Origin of the sequence: Bacillus nitratireducens (genome assembly GCF_036320425.1) — a bacterium.
Lineage (GTDB): Bacteria > Bacillota > Bacilli > Bacillales > Bacillaceae_G > Bacillus_A > Bacillus_A nitratireducens.
This window is the reverse complement of the sequence record NZ_JAUMJO010000003.1, coordinates 644599-657618: the sequence shown is the minus strand read 5'-3', so window position 1 is coordinate 657618 and position 13020 is coordinate 644599. Positions and strand designations below refer to the sequence as shown.

The window sequence follows — 13020 nt, the reverse complement described above, 5'->3', positions numbered from 1 at the left end:
TTATCCCGTAGGTAAAAATCCGAGAATGGTTTCAATTACAACCGTCAAAATAGGAATCGCCATAACGAGAATTAAGATTTTTCCAGCTAATTCAATTTTCGAAGCGATCGCGCTTTGACCAGCATCTTTTGTTATTTGCGCTCCAAACTCAGCGATATAAGCAATCCCAATAATTTTCAATAACGTTTCTACATATACGTTACTTACTTTCGCTTCACTCGCCACTCTCTCAATCATTTGTAGAATAGAGTGGATTTGATCAATTAACAGAAGAAACATCATGCTACCAATGAACACAATAAATAACGATGTAATACTAGATTTATGCTGGTTCAAAACAGCAGCTAAAAATGTAGCAACGAGGCCTAATCCGACAATTTGTATAATTTCGATTCGAACCGCCTCCTTTATTGGAAGAGAAAGACACTTTTAATCTTGTCGAACAGAGTATTAATTAAAAATGCAACATGAAATAAAATGACGACGAAACCGACAAGGATAACCCAATTTGCAATATCCTCACGCTTTAATTCTTTTAGTACGGTATGAATGAAAGCTAAAACAATGCCGATTCCGGCGATTTGAAATATTAATCCAACATCAATAGACATCGCCTTTCTCCCCCCTATAGCAGTAAAATTACGATAAGTAGCCCTGCTAGTACCCCTAAACTCTTTATCATTTTTTCGTATTGTAGTTGTAATGCTTTTGCTTCCCCTTCCTCTCTTTCCAAATGAGTAATACATAAGCGAATATGTTTTTGTTGTGATTCACGATCATGTTGTCCGAGTGTTTCACCAAATTGTTGCAAAATCTCATACTCAGTTTGTTTAAACGCTGTTAATGACCAGTTCTCCTTCAAGCTATCAATCCAAGCTTCTCTAACTGTTTGTTCCCCGCTTTCTAGACGTCTCGAAAAGCTTTGAAATATCCAATTTAATGGCTTGGGCATTTGCTTAACTAATCTCTCTGCAGCTTCAGATAAAGGTGTGTGCCCATACATAATTTCAGCTTCTAATGATTGTAATGCCGCCTTCAATAACCTAAGTTGCCGCGGTCTCTCACTATACCGCTTAGCGTACGAAAATCCGAAAAAAGTGCTAACTGCAACTATTAATACCGCACCAAATATTTTCACCATACGCCTTGAGCCTTTCTATGAGCTAATACTGGTTTTCCATCTCTGTCTTTCACTTGCATAACCGTTCCTGGTCCTCTCGCTTTTGACAATTCCACAAACCTATCAAATACACCAAGTTCCAGCACCGCCCGTAACGATGGACGTTTCACAACATCATCATAAGAAAATCCGTGTGCACTTATAAAAAGCTGAACGCCAGCATGCACCGCCTCCATAATCGCTTCACTATCTTCTTTACGTCCAATTTCATCTACGATTAATATGTCTGGACTCATAGAACGAATCATCATCATCATTCCTTCAGCTTTTGGACAAGCATCTAATACATCTACTCGCGTGCCAAAATCATATTGCGGGATCCCTTTCACACAGCCCGCAATTTCTGATCGTTCATCAACAATTCCCACTTTACATGAAGGAATTTTCGAAGCACTCACACCTTGACTCATACAGCGTGCTACATCTCTTAAAAGTGTTGTTTTCCCCGTTTGCGGTGGGCCAATTACCATCGTGTTTAACCATCGTGATTCATAAAGATATGGCAGAAGCGGCTCAGCAATCCCTATTTTTTGACGGGCAATACGAATATTAAAAGAAGAGACATCCCTAATCATTTTCACCGCACTTTTTTCTGTAATGACTTTTCCGGCTAGACCAATTCTATGTCCTCCTCGTAGTGTCACATATCCACGTTTCAATTCCTCTTCCATCGTATAAATCGAAAATTGACTTAATTTATTCAATAAGTAGAGTGCATCTTCCGCTGTAGCGATATAGTCATAAAAAAACACTTCTCCATGCGCGATACACTCTAGCGGCCTTCCAATTCGAACGCGAATTTCTTCTAGAGCATCGTATTGCTTACAACCTTCAACTAACTGTTTCATCGTTTTCGGTAATACCTCTAATACTTCTTTCATAAGCTTCTCCCCACTATACTCGACTTACTATTTCAACAACGCGATAAAAATGCAGCCAATTCCAAGCGCTAGAAAAAAGAGTTTCAAGAAAGAAATTTCACTTGCTACACTCGCTATGCCAATTGTCATTGTTAAAATTAATACGGTCGGTCCAACAAACGCCAACATACCATTTATAAACAATGCTTTCTTCGCATCATTCACATAAAGCATAAGCAAAGCGGCGAATATTTCCGCGCTACCTGAAAACAACCGAAGTAACCCCATCACAAGTACGGATGTTTCCATTGCCGCTAGCCACTGTTTCATTCTCTCACCTTCTCCCATAACGGTTACTAGTTCCTTATTCTAAAAAAGAATATATTTGTACAACCATATGCAGAGGTTGTCTATTTCAGAAGTAAAAACATAATTTTCCTATTCCGACCTTTTTTAAATCTGAATATTCTTATTTTTTATGATATATTTAATAGAAAAGGAGTATGGCCGATGCAGCACGTTACTTTATTACCACTCGATTTTCGCTATGCAAATGTGATTTTCGAGCTATCAAGCAATCCACATGTAAAAAATGCATTAGGGCTAAAAGTAGAATCAGTGGAAGATACAAAAGCATTCATTCTTTTTGCAATTGAAGAGGAACGAAAAAAGCACTCCTTATCAAGAGTGATTGTAAATGAAGAAAATGAAATAATTGGCCTCACCACGCTTAAACATATTAATTATGAGAAAAAGCAATCTCACATTGGCAGTTGGCTCGGCTATCCATACTGGGGAAAAGGATATAATGAGGCCGCTAAAAAAGAAATCTTTAAAGTCGCTTTCTTAGACTTACAACTCACATACGTATTCGCTGGTGCTAAAACGACTAACATTCGCTCTTTAAAGGCGCAGGAGAAACTACCTTATATTTCATTACATGTGGAAAACAAGTTTCCAGGCGAACATGCTGCACTGGAGAAAGAAGTAAAGTCACCTTGCTCACTACATGTCGTATCACGCAAGAATTTTTTAAATTGGCTGGACGTACAAAATGAGGGGGGAAAATATGAAAGCATTAAAAATTAGTTTAACAATTGTAGTAGAATTAGCTATTATTTATCTTTTTTCAAAATTCGTTGGTTGGTCATTTATGGAGAGCTTTTTCCTTGGTAGCTTAGCAATATTTGCAATTACATGGTTAATTATTATGAGTAACTTTAGAAATAACAATATGGATCATGCAATGAATAAAACTTTTACCGGTGTTGAAACTGGTGAAATACGCCCGTTTCAAATTGTTTTGACTCCATATATTATGGGTACCCTTTCACTCGTCACAGTTAGTTTTGTTATAACTGCCATTTACTATCTACCCTACTTTCTATAAAAAAAAGCACTCGTGATAATCACGAGTGCTTTTCTACTATGCACGAGAAACGTATTTACCTTCACCAGTGTTGATGATAAGCATTTCGCCTTCGTTAATGAAGATTGGTACTTGTACAACAAGACCAGTTTCTAATGTAGCTGGTTTTGTTACGTTAGAAGCTGTGTCACCTTTAATACCAGGTTCTGTCTCTGACACTTTTAATTCAACAGTATTCGGAAGTTCAACACCAAGTACTTCATCTTGGTATGTCATAATAGATACTTCCATGTTTTCTTTTAGGAATTTTAATTCGCGCTCAATTTGGTTTTCACCAAGTTCGATTTGCTCATAAGTTCCGTTATCCATAAATACGTGAGACTCACCACTCGCGTATAAGTATTGCATACGACGGTTTTCGATGTGTGCTTTTTCTACTTTTTCACCTGCACGGAATGTTTTCTCTTGAACAGATCCTGTGCGAAGGTTACGTAGTTTAGAGCGAACGAATGCAGCGCCTTTACCTGGCTTTACATGTTGGAAATCCATTACTTGCCAAAGGGCATTGTCCACTGAGATTGTTAAACCTGTACGAAAATCGTTTACTGAAATCATGTAAAAAAATCCTCCTGTGTATTACAAAATAATAAGTTCTTTTGGTGATTTCGTAATTACTTCATTACCTTCACTTGTTACAATGATATCATCTTCAATACGTACGCCGCCAATACCTGGAATATAAATACCTGGTTCTACTGTTACAGCCATACCTGGTTCAAGTACTGTATCAGAACGGAACGCTAAACCTGGTGCTTCATGGATTTCAAGACCGATTCCATGACCAGTAGAGTGTCCGAAGTATTCACCATATCCTTTTTCCGTTATGTAATCACGCGTTAACGCATCCGCTTCACGGCCTGTTAAACCAGCTTTAATACCGTTTACACCACGTAGTTGTGCTTCTAAAACGACATTATAAATTTCTTTTAATTTATCAGATGGTTCACCGACTGCAATTGTACGAGTAATATCAGAGCAATATCCTTTGTAATAAGCACCGAAGTCTAATGTAACGAAATCTCCTGCTTCTATCACTTTTTCAGATGCCACGCCGTGCGGTAATGCCGAACGAAGACCTGAAGCAACGATAATATCAAAAGAAGAAGATGTTGCTCCTTGTTTTCTCATGAAAAATTCAAGTTCATTTGACACTTCAATTTCAGATACTCCCGGGCGAATGAATGATAGAATATGCTCAAAGGCAGCATCTGCAATCTGTGCAGCTTCCTTTAATATCTTAATCTCTGAATCAGTCTTTATCAAGCGTAACTTTTCTACAAGCCCAGAAGTTGGGATAAATTCAGCATCGATCGCTTCATTATGCGTTACGTAAGAGCTATATGTAAGAGTATCTTGTTCAAATCCTAGTTTTTGAATTCCAAGTTCTTTAACTTGTTTCGCAACTTCATCAAGAATTAATCCTGCATGCTGTACAATTTCATATCCAACCGCTTGCTTACTAGCTTGCTCTACATAACGGAAATCTGTAATAAATAGAGCACGTTCTTTTGAAATTAGTACAACACCAGCTGTTCCTGTGAAATTCGCCATATATCTACGACTATGTTCATTCGTTAATACGATACCGTCAATGCCAGCCTCAGCAAATGCGCTTCTTAATCTCTCGATCTTTCCCATTACTTTATGCCTCCCTCAATTTCTCCATTAATGCAAATAACGCTAACTTATAGCCATAAAAACCAAATCCAACAATTTGTCCTGCACAAACAGCCGCCGTCACAGATTCGTGACGGAACGATTCACGCTGGTGAATGTTAGAAATATGTACTTCAATAACTGGAATCGAAACACTTGCGATAGCATCCCGAATCGCATAGCTATAATGCGTAAATGCACCTGGATTTAGAATGATTCCTTCATATATGTCATCAGCCTCATGAATAATATCAATAATAGCTCCTTCATGATTCGATTGAAAACATTCTAACTCCACTCCCATTTTCTCTGCTTCTTGTTTCATATCTGTTTCAAGCGTCGCTAACGTTCCTTCTCCATATACATTTACCTCTCTGACACCAAGGCGATTTAGGTTAGGACCATTTACGAGGAGTAACTTTTTCATTTTCTTAAAACTCCTTAATATTAAAGAATGTCTATACGACATTTTAACATACGAATCACTTGTTTGAATAGTTTGTCTTCTCGAGCCCTTCTCCTCTATTTGTATTGTTCGCTTCGAATGCAACAGAGTATGAAATAAAGACACCATATAATATAAAGATACATGCTGTTGTTATGATTGTTTCTTTCGGTAAATGAAGTGCACTTTTAATAACTGGTGCCATTATCCCCATTCCCAAAAATAATAATGCCCACCAAAATAAACCGTATAGTATACCAGGTAATACACCTTCAAACTTTTTAAAAAGAGCTTTATAGAGCAAGGCCACTAAAATTGAAAGAAGTCCCATACAAACGATGCCTAGCACATTTCCCCAAACCCCTTCTTTCCAATCTCCAAATGCAAACGGTAAAAGGAAATAATTAGGTCCAGCTTCTGTAAACGAGAATATATGAAGGAAATACCATATACTTCCCCAAAATAAGCCACCAAATAAACCAATTTGTACAAAGTTCCTTATCGTTGATTGTTCTTGATTCACATTGACACCTCCGCTCAATAGTATGCCCGAAACTATTTTGAAGCATGTTTAAATTCTGCGAAATTTGTCTATAAAAAGAATAAGAAATGTCCTACTCTCGTAACATTTCCCCTTGTCATCTGCTTGTATTTGTCGATAAAATAAAGGAAACTCGGTGATTGTCTCATTTCAAAATGGCAGGACCAAGTATGACAATTACCTCTTTTTCTACATAAGAGAGAAACAAATACAGGTTGGTGTTAACATGGCAGAAGAGTCAAAACAAATATATGGCGGGCAAGCAGTCATAGAAGGAGTTATGTTTGGCGGTAGAGAATATACTGTTACAGCGGTTCGTCGTAAAGATAAATCGATTGAATTTTATCGATTACCACGCGTTCGTAATAAAGCATTATCTATCCTAAAAAAGATTCCATTTATACGAGGTATTGCCGCTATCGTGGACGCAAGTGCGAATGGAGCGAAGCATTTAAACTTTGCTTCAGAACGATTTGATGTCCACCCAGAAGAAGATGAACAAATTGCAAATAAAAAAGAAGAACAATCAAAATTAACGATGGTATTAGGAGTTGCAGCAGTTGGCGTTTTATCGTTCATATTCGGTAAAGTAATTTTCACAGCAGTTCCTGCACTATTAGCTGAACTAACAAGACCGATTTTCCCATCTCATACAGGGCAAATCATTGTCGAAAGTGTCATTAAGCTCATGTTATTATTGAGCTATATATACTTTATTTCTTTAACCCCACTTATTAAGAGGGTGTTTCAGTACCACGGTGCAGAGCATAAAGTAATTAATGCTTATGAGAATAATCTTCCACTAACTGTAGACAACGTTCAAAAGCAAACTCGCCTCCATTATCGCTGTGGCAGTAGCTTTATAATATTTACAGTCATTATTGGAATGTTTGTTTATTTCCTAGTTCCTACAGATCCACTTTGGGCAAGGGTAGTAAACCGAATTTTATTAATTCCAGTTGTTCTCGGCATTTCTTTTGAAGTATTACAATTTACCAATCGATTACGAGATGTCCCTGTTTTGCGAGTACTTGGATATCCAGGATTATGGCTGCAACTATTAACAACGAAAGAACCAACAGATGATCAAGCTGAAGTTGCAATCGCATCGTTTGAAGAATTATTACGTTTAGAAAACAAACAATAATTATTTAAAAATGGTGTTCAACTCCTTTCCTCATCGTTAATATACTAATTTTAATATATGTTTTTAGGAGGTGTCCCTTATGAACGGTCGTTCGTTTACATTCGCTATATTTGTGCTTATTATCGGATTAGCAATATTCGGCCTTGTTTCATCTGTTATTACAGATCCAATGGGAGTATTGAAAAACATTGGTATCATGTTAGCTGTCGTCGGTATCTTTTACTTACTCTACAAAATGTTTACAAACTCTAGTGGTTCTGCAAATTCGCAAAGCTCATATAAGCGTGCAGCGAAACACTCGAACCGCAAACACGGGAAACAAAATGTAGCACCCCTAAGCAATTCTTTCTTGAAACGAAATGCTTCTGATGACAAGGGGAAAAAGGGTAATTCTCCATCGTTGAAAAGAAAAAGAAAACAATCTCATTTAACTGTCATTGAAGGTAAAAAAAACAAAAAGAAAGACCGTGCTTCCTTTTAGGAAATACGGTCTTTTTTTTATCTCAATTAGTATAGGCAAATAATCAGTGGGGATGAGAACAGCCCCGACTGATTAAAGTTTCACTTTATATGTTGAAGTACTTCTTTCAAACTTTTTTCTTTCATACTTTCGATACGAAGGTGATGGTTTTCAAATTGTAAATTTCTTGTCACATCATTAGGTACGACGACACATTTTAATCCTGCTGCAATTGCTGCTTTCAATCCATTTAATGAATCTTCAAATACAACAGCTTCCGATGGTTCAACTCCTAATTCTTCTATCGCAACTTTATAAAGAGCTGGATCTGGTTTTACCTTCTCTACATCTTCTCTCGTTTTAATCACTTCAAAATACTCTCTAATCTGTAGCTCTTCTAAAAAACGAACGACCCACTCTCTAGATGAGCTAGAGGCTAATGCGATTTTTAATCCAAGTTCTTTCGCTTCTTCTAAATATTCTTTTACACCGTCACGTGCTTTCGGTATTTTCATTTTTTCTTTATGTAAAGTTGTTACTTTTTCCTTTAATGTATGCTCATTAAACTTTTCTTTTAATTGCTCTTTTAAATATGCATAAAGCACTTCATCTGTCGTTCCAATACATTTTGCAAATTCCTCTAAAGGTAACTCGCTTCCGTATTCACGAACAGCATCTCTGAAAGAGTGAAACCATATTGTTTCTGTGTCCACAATTAATCCATCAAAATCAAAAATAATCGCTTTCATTATTCTCCCGTCCTTTTCGATTGAAATAAAAAAGGAAACGCCACACGTTCCCCTTAATTACTTTTCTCTTCATTTGCTTTTTGAACACCACGAAGTGTTTCTACTCGAACTTCATCTTGTTCAAAGTATTGTACTAAATCACCGATACGGTCAATTGATTCCCAACTTAAATGATGTTCAATTCCTTCTACATCATTATAAATTTTGCTTTCATCCACACCGATAATGCGCATGAACTGTTCTAACAATTCGTGACGATATACGAGACGTTCTCCGATTTTTTTACCTTTTGATGTTAATACAAGCCCTCTATATTTTTCATAAATTAGATATTCGTCTTTGTCTAATTTTTGTACCATTTTTGTTACAGAGGATGGATGTACACTAAGCGCTTCAGCAATATCAGATACACGGGCATAACCCTTTTCATCAATCAACAAATAAATTTGTTCAATATAATCTTCCATACTAGGGGTAGGCATCGGTTTCCTCCATCCAATTTCATTTTGCTTATTCCGTACGAAGCAATCAATAAAATGATACACCAGAAAGAATAACGTGACAAGGTAGAAACGAGCCTAAATATATAAAACAAAAAAAGAATCCATATTCGCATACAGATTCCCCTTATGTAAAATATTGAATTTCTGCATCAGGAAAATACTCATGTATATAACTTCTTATTGTTACCTCCAGCACTTCTGCATCATCCTTTTGATATACATATTTCCCAATCCCGTATCGTCCCCATTTATATTTACGCTTCTCTTCATCCATTTCAAGTTTCGTATTTGGATAACGCTCTTGAATGACCTTTTTTGCCGGTTTCGTAAAGCGGTGTTGAATTAATTCAAATGTTAAGTTTGGTATCACCATATCTTTCAACGCATTGTACAATCGCTCAAACAATTCACGGTATCCTTCTTCCCACCCTTCATGCATATAAATTGGCGCAACAATAAAGCCAAGAGGATAACCAGCCCCCGCTACTTTACGAGCAGCCTCAATTCGCTCTTCAAATGGCGATGTCCCTGGTTCAAAATTTTTAATCACATAACGTGAATTAATACTAAATCGAAAACGCGTTTTCCCATTATGCTTTGCATCTAATAAATGATCAACGTGCGAATATTTTGTAACGAAGCGTAAACGTCCATGTTCACTTTCTCCGATAAACTCTATCGCCCGCTTTAATGCATGTGTTAAATGATCAATTCCGACGATGTCTGATGTACACGCCGCTTCAAATCTTGTTACTTCAGGGGCCCTTTCATCCATATATTGCTTTGCCTTCTCAAATATTTCATCTAGATTCACATACACCCTTACGTAAGGTTTACTACCAAGTGTCGTTTGCAAATAACAATAATGACAATGTCCCATACACCCTGTTGCAAGTGGGATTGCATATTCAGCTGATGGCTTTGATGTATCAAACTTTAATGTCTTCCTCACCCCAACGACTAGTGTCGCTTTTGCATTACGATACTTTTGCAATTCATTTTCGCCTGGCAAATTTCTAATTTGATTGTGTGATGTCGTTTCACGAATTTCTAATCCCATCTTCGTAAACCTCTCATAAAGCTCTTTTCCGAGCGGATATTCGAGTGCCCTCGGTTCAAAGTAAACGATTTTTGGCATAAATGGTTTCATATGCTTCCCTCCTCTCGTTAGTATGGGAAACAAAGTAAAATTAACACAGATTAAAGTTTTCCACTTCAGTAACTTGCGTTGCAAGTTACTGAATGTTATAATTTGGATAACAGCTACCTTGCAACGCAAGTTACCTGAGTAAAAGGTGGTGAAATCATGCACAGCCAAATGTTAAAAGGTGTACTAGAAGGTTGCATCCTATACATCATTTCACAAGAAGAAGTGTACGGATATGAACTGAGTACAAAATTAAATAAACACGGCTTTACATTCGTAAGCGAAGGAAGCATATATCCGTTATTGTTACGTATGCAAAAAGAAAAATTGATTGAAGGGACATTAAAAGCCTCCTCACTCGGTCCAAAGCGTAAATATTATCACGTAACCGATAAAGGATTAGAACAGCTTGAAGAATTTAAAAAAAGCTGGGGAATGGTTTCAACGACCGTAAACAACTTATTACAAGGGGAGTGATGAGGATGAAGGCGAAAGATTTAATCGAATTAAATAACCAAAAGCGCAAATTATTAACTACAGAAAATGAAACCGCCTATAGTGACATGTTAATATACATCCGCTTAGCTAAAGTACCAGAATACCACACAGAAGAACTGCTAATTGAAATTCTAGATCACCTTATTGAAGCCCAGCAAGAAGAAAAAAGTGCTTACGATATTTTTGGCGACGACTTACAGGCGTACTGTGACGAGCTAATTACTGCCCTACCGAAGCAAAGTTTATGGGAACAATTATCAATCCCTTTATTTATAACTTGTTACCTGCTAGCAATATACTTTACTATTTCGTCCGTAATTGCATTTGTATTCCCCTTATTTTCAAATGAGGCACGTTTTAAATTTGTACACATTGATTTCATTTATCTGCTCGCATTTATCTTGTCCGTACATCTTATGATACGTTTTGTTTTCGATTTTATTAACACTGATTTATTTAAAAATAAAACAACTATTTTGAGGCATATAGGAAGTTTTTTAATACGCCATAGCCTATGGATACTATTAATCGGTATTTCCTTTTTATTTATTAAACAGCCCTATGCTACATTACAAATCTCACCTTGGATCGGCACTTTACTAGCCATCTCTTGCTATGCACTATATAAACTTTTCTTCAAAAAAGAATACTTAGAATTTAAAAAGGAGTAATGAGGTTATGACCGAAAAAGAAATGGTTAAGTTAAACAATGAAAAAAGAAAGTTATTAACAGCTGAAAACGAAGCTGCCTATGGAGATATGCTTATTTATTTACGTTTTACTAGCGTTCCGCAAAAGCAAATGGAAGAATTGCTTTTAGAAATATTGGATCATCTTTTAGAAGCGCAAGAAGATGGTAAAAATGCACATGATATTTTCGGAGAAGATTTAAAAACTTACTGCGATGAATTGATTAATTCTTCAGAACATCAAAATTCTCTCCAACAAGCTGCCGTTATTGGATTTGCAGTTAGTTTATTATTAGCTATTCAAATTGGATACGATACATTCACTACTCTTATGCAAAAACTATTTTCAGATACAAACACTTCAGGAATTCCATTTAGTATTCCTGGAACAATATTATCTGCTATCGTTTTAACAATTGGTGCTTTCATAACTTTTTCGTTATTTAGACGTTTTTCTTTTACAATACTAGTTTCCTGGAAACAAAAAGCACTTCTCTTATTATCAGTATTTATACCTTTTGTCTTATCAGTTTTTTCAAACGTATTTTTTAAAACACAACCGTACTTATTTTATAATTTATCTATTTGGCAAGGTACTCTTGTGACACTTTCTTTTTATATTCTATACAAATTTTTATATAAAACATCTAAATTTTAACAGCCTTTCAAAAGGCTGTTTTTCTTCTGTCTAATTTTACAAATTGAAAAATTTCATAAAGAAAATAAGAAAAATGCAAAATAATTAAAGTTAATTGTTGACGTGATGCTTTTATTATCGGTATCATAAATCTTCGTGAGCAATTATTTTTCGTTATACGATTTTTTTATTATTACTGAATTTTTGAGAGGAGAAATTAGATGTCAGTTAAGAAGAAAACGCAAGTACGCACCGGCAAAATGGTACGTGAACTAATGTTAGCAGACGAAGATGTAAATGCTTCGCTAATTATGGTATATAGTGAAAACGGTGTAAACGCAGAAATTAAAATCGAGGGCTTAACGCCGAAATGTAACGAAGAATTATTTTTGAGCGGAAACGTGGATTGGAACAAGAGTGTTATTTATAAAATTGTTGATTTCACTGGGAACGCTGAAGTTGGTAAAGTTACATTAACAGCGATGAACAAAAACAATGTTTCTCTAGAAGTTGAACGCGTTATGTGGAGCAAAGAAAATAAAGAAGCTGCTGAGCAAGAAGAAACAGTTGTAGAAGCTACTCCGAAAAAAGAAGTAGTTGTAGAAGCTCCAAAAGCAGTTACACCTGCTCCAAAGCCTGTTACGCGAGTAGAAACACCTGCTACTGCACCTAAACCTACTCCGGTACCAACACCGAAGCCAGTAAGTGTTGAGGCAGCTGTAGAACTATCTACTCCAGCACCTGTGAAAAAAACAGTACCTACTCCAGTTAAAAAGCAAGAGACAGCACCGGTTACTCCTGCAAAACCAAAGCAACCTGCTTTGACTGAAACAAATACAAAACTACAAGAAAATTATGTTAAACTTGTGAAAAAGACAATTGAAGTTTGTCAAGATTACGAGCTTGGCATCGACATAGATGATTCTATTGAAGGATTAAAAGAAGAGCTACAAAGCCAAGGTATTAGCGTTACATTCGACAAAGAAATTATGGACGTTGTAAATCGCCTTCGTTCTTTACAAGATAAAGGAATCAAAGTAGAAAAAGTACTTAATTTACTATAAAAATAAGGAGATGGC

At 36.3% G+C, this 13020-nt stretch carries 20 protein-coding genes; 8 read left to right on the top strand and 12 right to left on the bottom strand.

Annotated features, from left to right (window positions below; genetic code table 11):
* The 5 genes from spoIIIAD to Q3V31_RS15405 are packed head-to-tail and all read right to left on the bottom strand — an operon-like array spanning window position 1 to window position 2370.
* Entirely contained in the window at window positions 1–384 is a 384-nt protein-coding gene (spoIIIAD, locus tag Q3V31_RS15425) for a stage III sporulation protein AD (RefSeq protein ID WP_079999168.1), read from the bottom strand.
* Between the two features lie 23 nt (window positions 385–407).
* On the bottom strand, window positions 408–611 hold the full coding sequence (gene spoIIIAC, locus Q3V31_RS15420) for a stage III sporulation protein AC (RefSeq protein ID WP_000020914.1): 204 nt from the start codon (window positions 609–611) through the stop codon (window positions 408–410).
* A 14-nt stretch (window positions 612–625) separates the two neighbouring features.
* A complete protein-coding gene (gene spoIIIAB, locus Q3V31_RS15415) occupies window positions 626–1141 on the bottom strand; it encodes a stage III sporulation protein SpoIIIAB (protein ID WP_000238700.1) in 516 nt (171 codons plus the stop codon).
* Entirely contained in the window at window positions 1135–2061 is a 927-nt protein-coding gene (gene spoIIIAA, locus Q3V31_RS15410) for a stage III sporulation protein AA (RefSeq protein WP_000665882.1), read from the bottom strand. Before spoIIIAA ends, spoIIIAB begins: the two co-directional genes overlap by 7 nt.
* Window positions 2062–2088: 27 nt before the next feature.
* On the bottom strand, window positions 2089–2370 hold the full coding sequence (locus Q3V31_RS15405; RefSeq protein ID WP_000816054.1) for a YqhV family protein: 282 nt from the start codon (window positions 2368–2370) through the stop codon (window positions 2089–2091).
* A gap of 180 nt (window positions 2371–2550) precedes the next feature.
* Here Q3V31_RS15405 and Q3V31_RS15400 point away from each other — a divergent pair, with 180 nt between their 5' ends.
* Both Q3V31_RS15400 and Q3V31_RS15395 read left to right on the top strand, forming a co-directional pair.
* Window positions 2551–3129: a GNAT family N-acetyltransferase gene (locus Q3V31_RS15400; RefSeq protein ID WP_016130247.1), complete on the top strand. Its 579-nt coding sequence runs from the start codon at window positions 2551–2553 to the stop codon at window positions 3127–3129.
* Window positions 3110–3430, top strand: coding sequence for a hypothetical protein (locus Q3V31_RS15395; protein ID WP_000645559.1), 321 nt, complete (start codon window positions 3110–3112; stop codon window positions 3428–3430). Before Q3V31_RS15400 ends, Q3V31_RS15395 begins: the two co-directional genes overlap by 20 nt.
* Window positions 3431–3466: 36 nt before the next feature.
* Here the strand turns inward: Q3V31_RS15395 and efp are convergent, their stop codons facing one another.
* The 4 genes from efp to Q3V31_RS15375 are packed head-to-tail and all read right to left on the bottom strand — an operon-like array spanning window position 3467 to window position 6093.
* On the bottom strand, window positions 3467–4024 hold the full coding sequence (efp, locus tag Q3V31_RS15390) for an elongation factor P (RefSeq protein WP_000626521.1): 558 nt from the start codon (window positions 4022–4024) through the stop codon (window positions 3467–3469).
* A 21-nt stretch (window positions 4025–4045) separates the two neighbouring features.
* Window positions 4046–5107, bottom strand: a complete 1062-nt coding sequence (pepQ, locus tag Q3V31_RS15385) for a Xaa-Pro dipeptidase (RefSeq protein WP_000515967.1) — start codon at window positions 5105–5107, stop codon at window positions 4046–4048.
* A 4-nt stretch (window positions 5108–5111) separates the two neighbouring features.
* A complete protein-coding gene (gene aroQ, locus Q3V31_RS15380; protein WP_000735138.1) occupies window positions 5112–5552 on the bottom strand; it encodes a type II 3-dehydroquinate dehydratase in 441 nt (146 codons plus the stop codon).
* Between the two features lie 55 nt (window positions 5553–5607).
* Complete coding sequence (locus tag Q3V31_RS15375) at window positions 5608–6093, bottom strand: YqhR family membrane protein (RefSeq protein ID WP_001071124.1); 486 nt, start codon at window positions 6091–6093, stop codon at window positions 5608–5610.
* 244 nt (window positions 6094–6337) lie between these two features.
* Between Q3V31_RS15375 and Q3V31_RS15370 the strand changes: the two genes are divergently transcribed.
* Window positions 6338–7258, top strand: a complete 921-nt coding sequence (locus Q3V31_RS15370) for a DUF1385 domain-containing protein (protein WP_000797098.1) — start codon at window positions 6338–6340, stop codon at window positions 7256–7258.
* Window positions 7259–7337: 79 nt separating this feature from the next.
* On the top strand, window positions 7338–7739 hold the full coding sequence (locus Q3V31_RS15365) for an SA1362 family protein (RefSeq protein ID WP_001014444.1): 402 nt from the start codon (window positions 7338–7340) through the stop codon (window positions 7737–7739).
* 80 nt (window positions 7740–7819) lie between these two features.
* Here the strand turns inward: Q3V31_RS15365 and Q3V31_RS15360 are convergent, their stop codons facing one another.
* The 3 genes from Q3V31_RS15360 to splB all read right to left on the bottom strand — a co-directional run bounded on the left by Q3V31_RS15360 (window position 7820) and on the right by splB (window position 10120).
* On the bottom strand, window positions 7820–8467 hold the full coding sequence (locus tag Q3V31_RS15360) for an HAD family hydrolase (RefSeq protein ID WP_000643928.1): 648 nt from the start codon (window positions 8465–8467) through the stop codon (window positions 7820–7822).
* A 53-nt stretch (window positions 8468–8520) separates the two neighbouring features.
* Entirely contained in the window at window positions 8521–8949 is a 429-nt protein-coding gene (gene mntR, locus Q3V31_RS15355; protein WP_001143080.1) for a transcriptional regulator MntR, read from the bottom strand.
* Window positions 8950–9094: 145 nt separating this feature from the next.
* Entirely contained in the window at window positions 9095–10120 is a 1026-nt protein-coding gene (splB, locus tag Q3V31_RS15350; protein ID WP_000802095.1) for a spore photoproduct lyase, read from the bottom strand.
* A 156-nt stretch (window positions 10121–10276) separates the two neighbouring features.
* On the opposite strand from splB, the gene Q3V31_RS15345 reads away from it, so the two are divergent.
* From Q3V31_RS15345 to Q3V31_RS15330, 4 genes are all read left to right on the top strand, one after another.
* Window positions 10277–10594, top strand: coding sequence for a PadR family transcriptional regulator (locus Q3V31_RS15345; RefSeq protein ID WP_000556081.1), 318 nt, complete (start codon window positions 10277–10279; stop codon window positions 10592–10594).
* A 5-nt stretch (window positions 10595–10599) separates the two neighbouring features.
* A complete protein-coding gene (locus Q3V31_RS15340) occupies window positions 10600–11286 on the top strand; it encodes a DUF1129 domain-containing protein (RefSeq protein WP_000644722.1) in 687 nt (228 codons plus the stop codon).
* A 7-nt stretch (window positions 11287–11293) separates the two neighbouring features.
* Complete coding sequence (locus Q3V31_RS15335) at window positions 11294–11962, top strand: DUF1048 domain-containing protein (protein ID WP_000136523.1); 669 nt, start codon at window positions 11294–11296, stop codon at window positions 11960–11962.
* Window positions 11963–12162: 200 nt separating this feature from the next.
* On the top strand, window positions 12163–13005 hold the full coding sequence (locus tag Q3V31_RS15330) for a hypothetical protein (RefSeq protein ID WP_016130248.1): 843 nt from the start codon (window positions 12163–12165) through the stop codon (window positions 13003–13005).
* Window positions 13006–13020 lie beyond the last annotated feature (15 nt).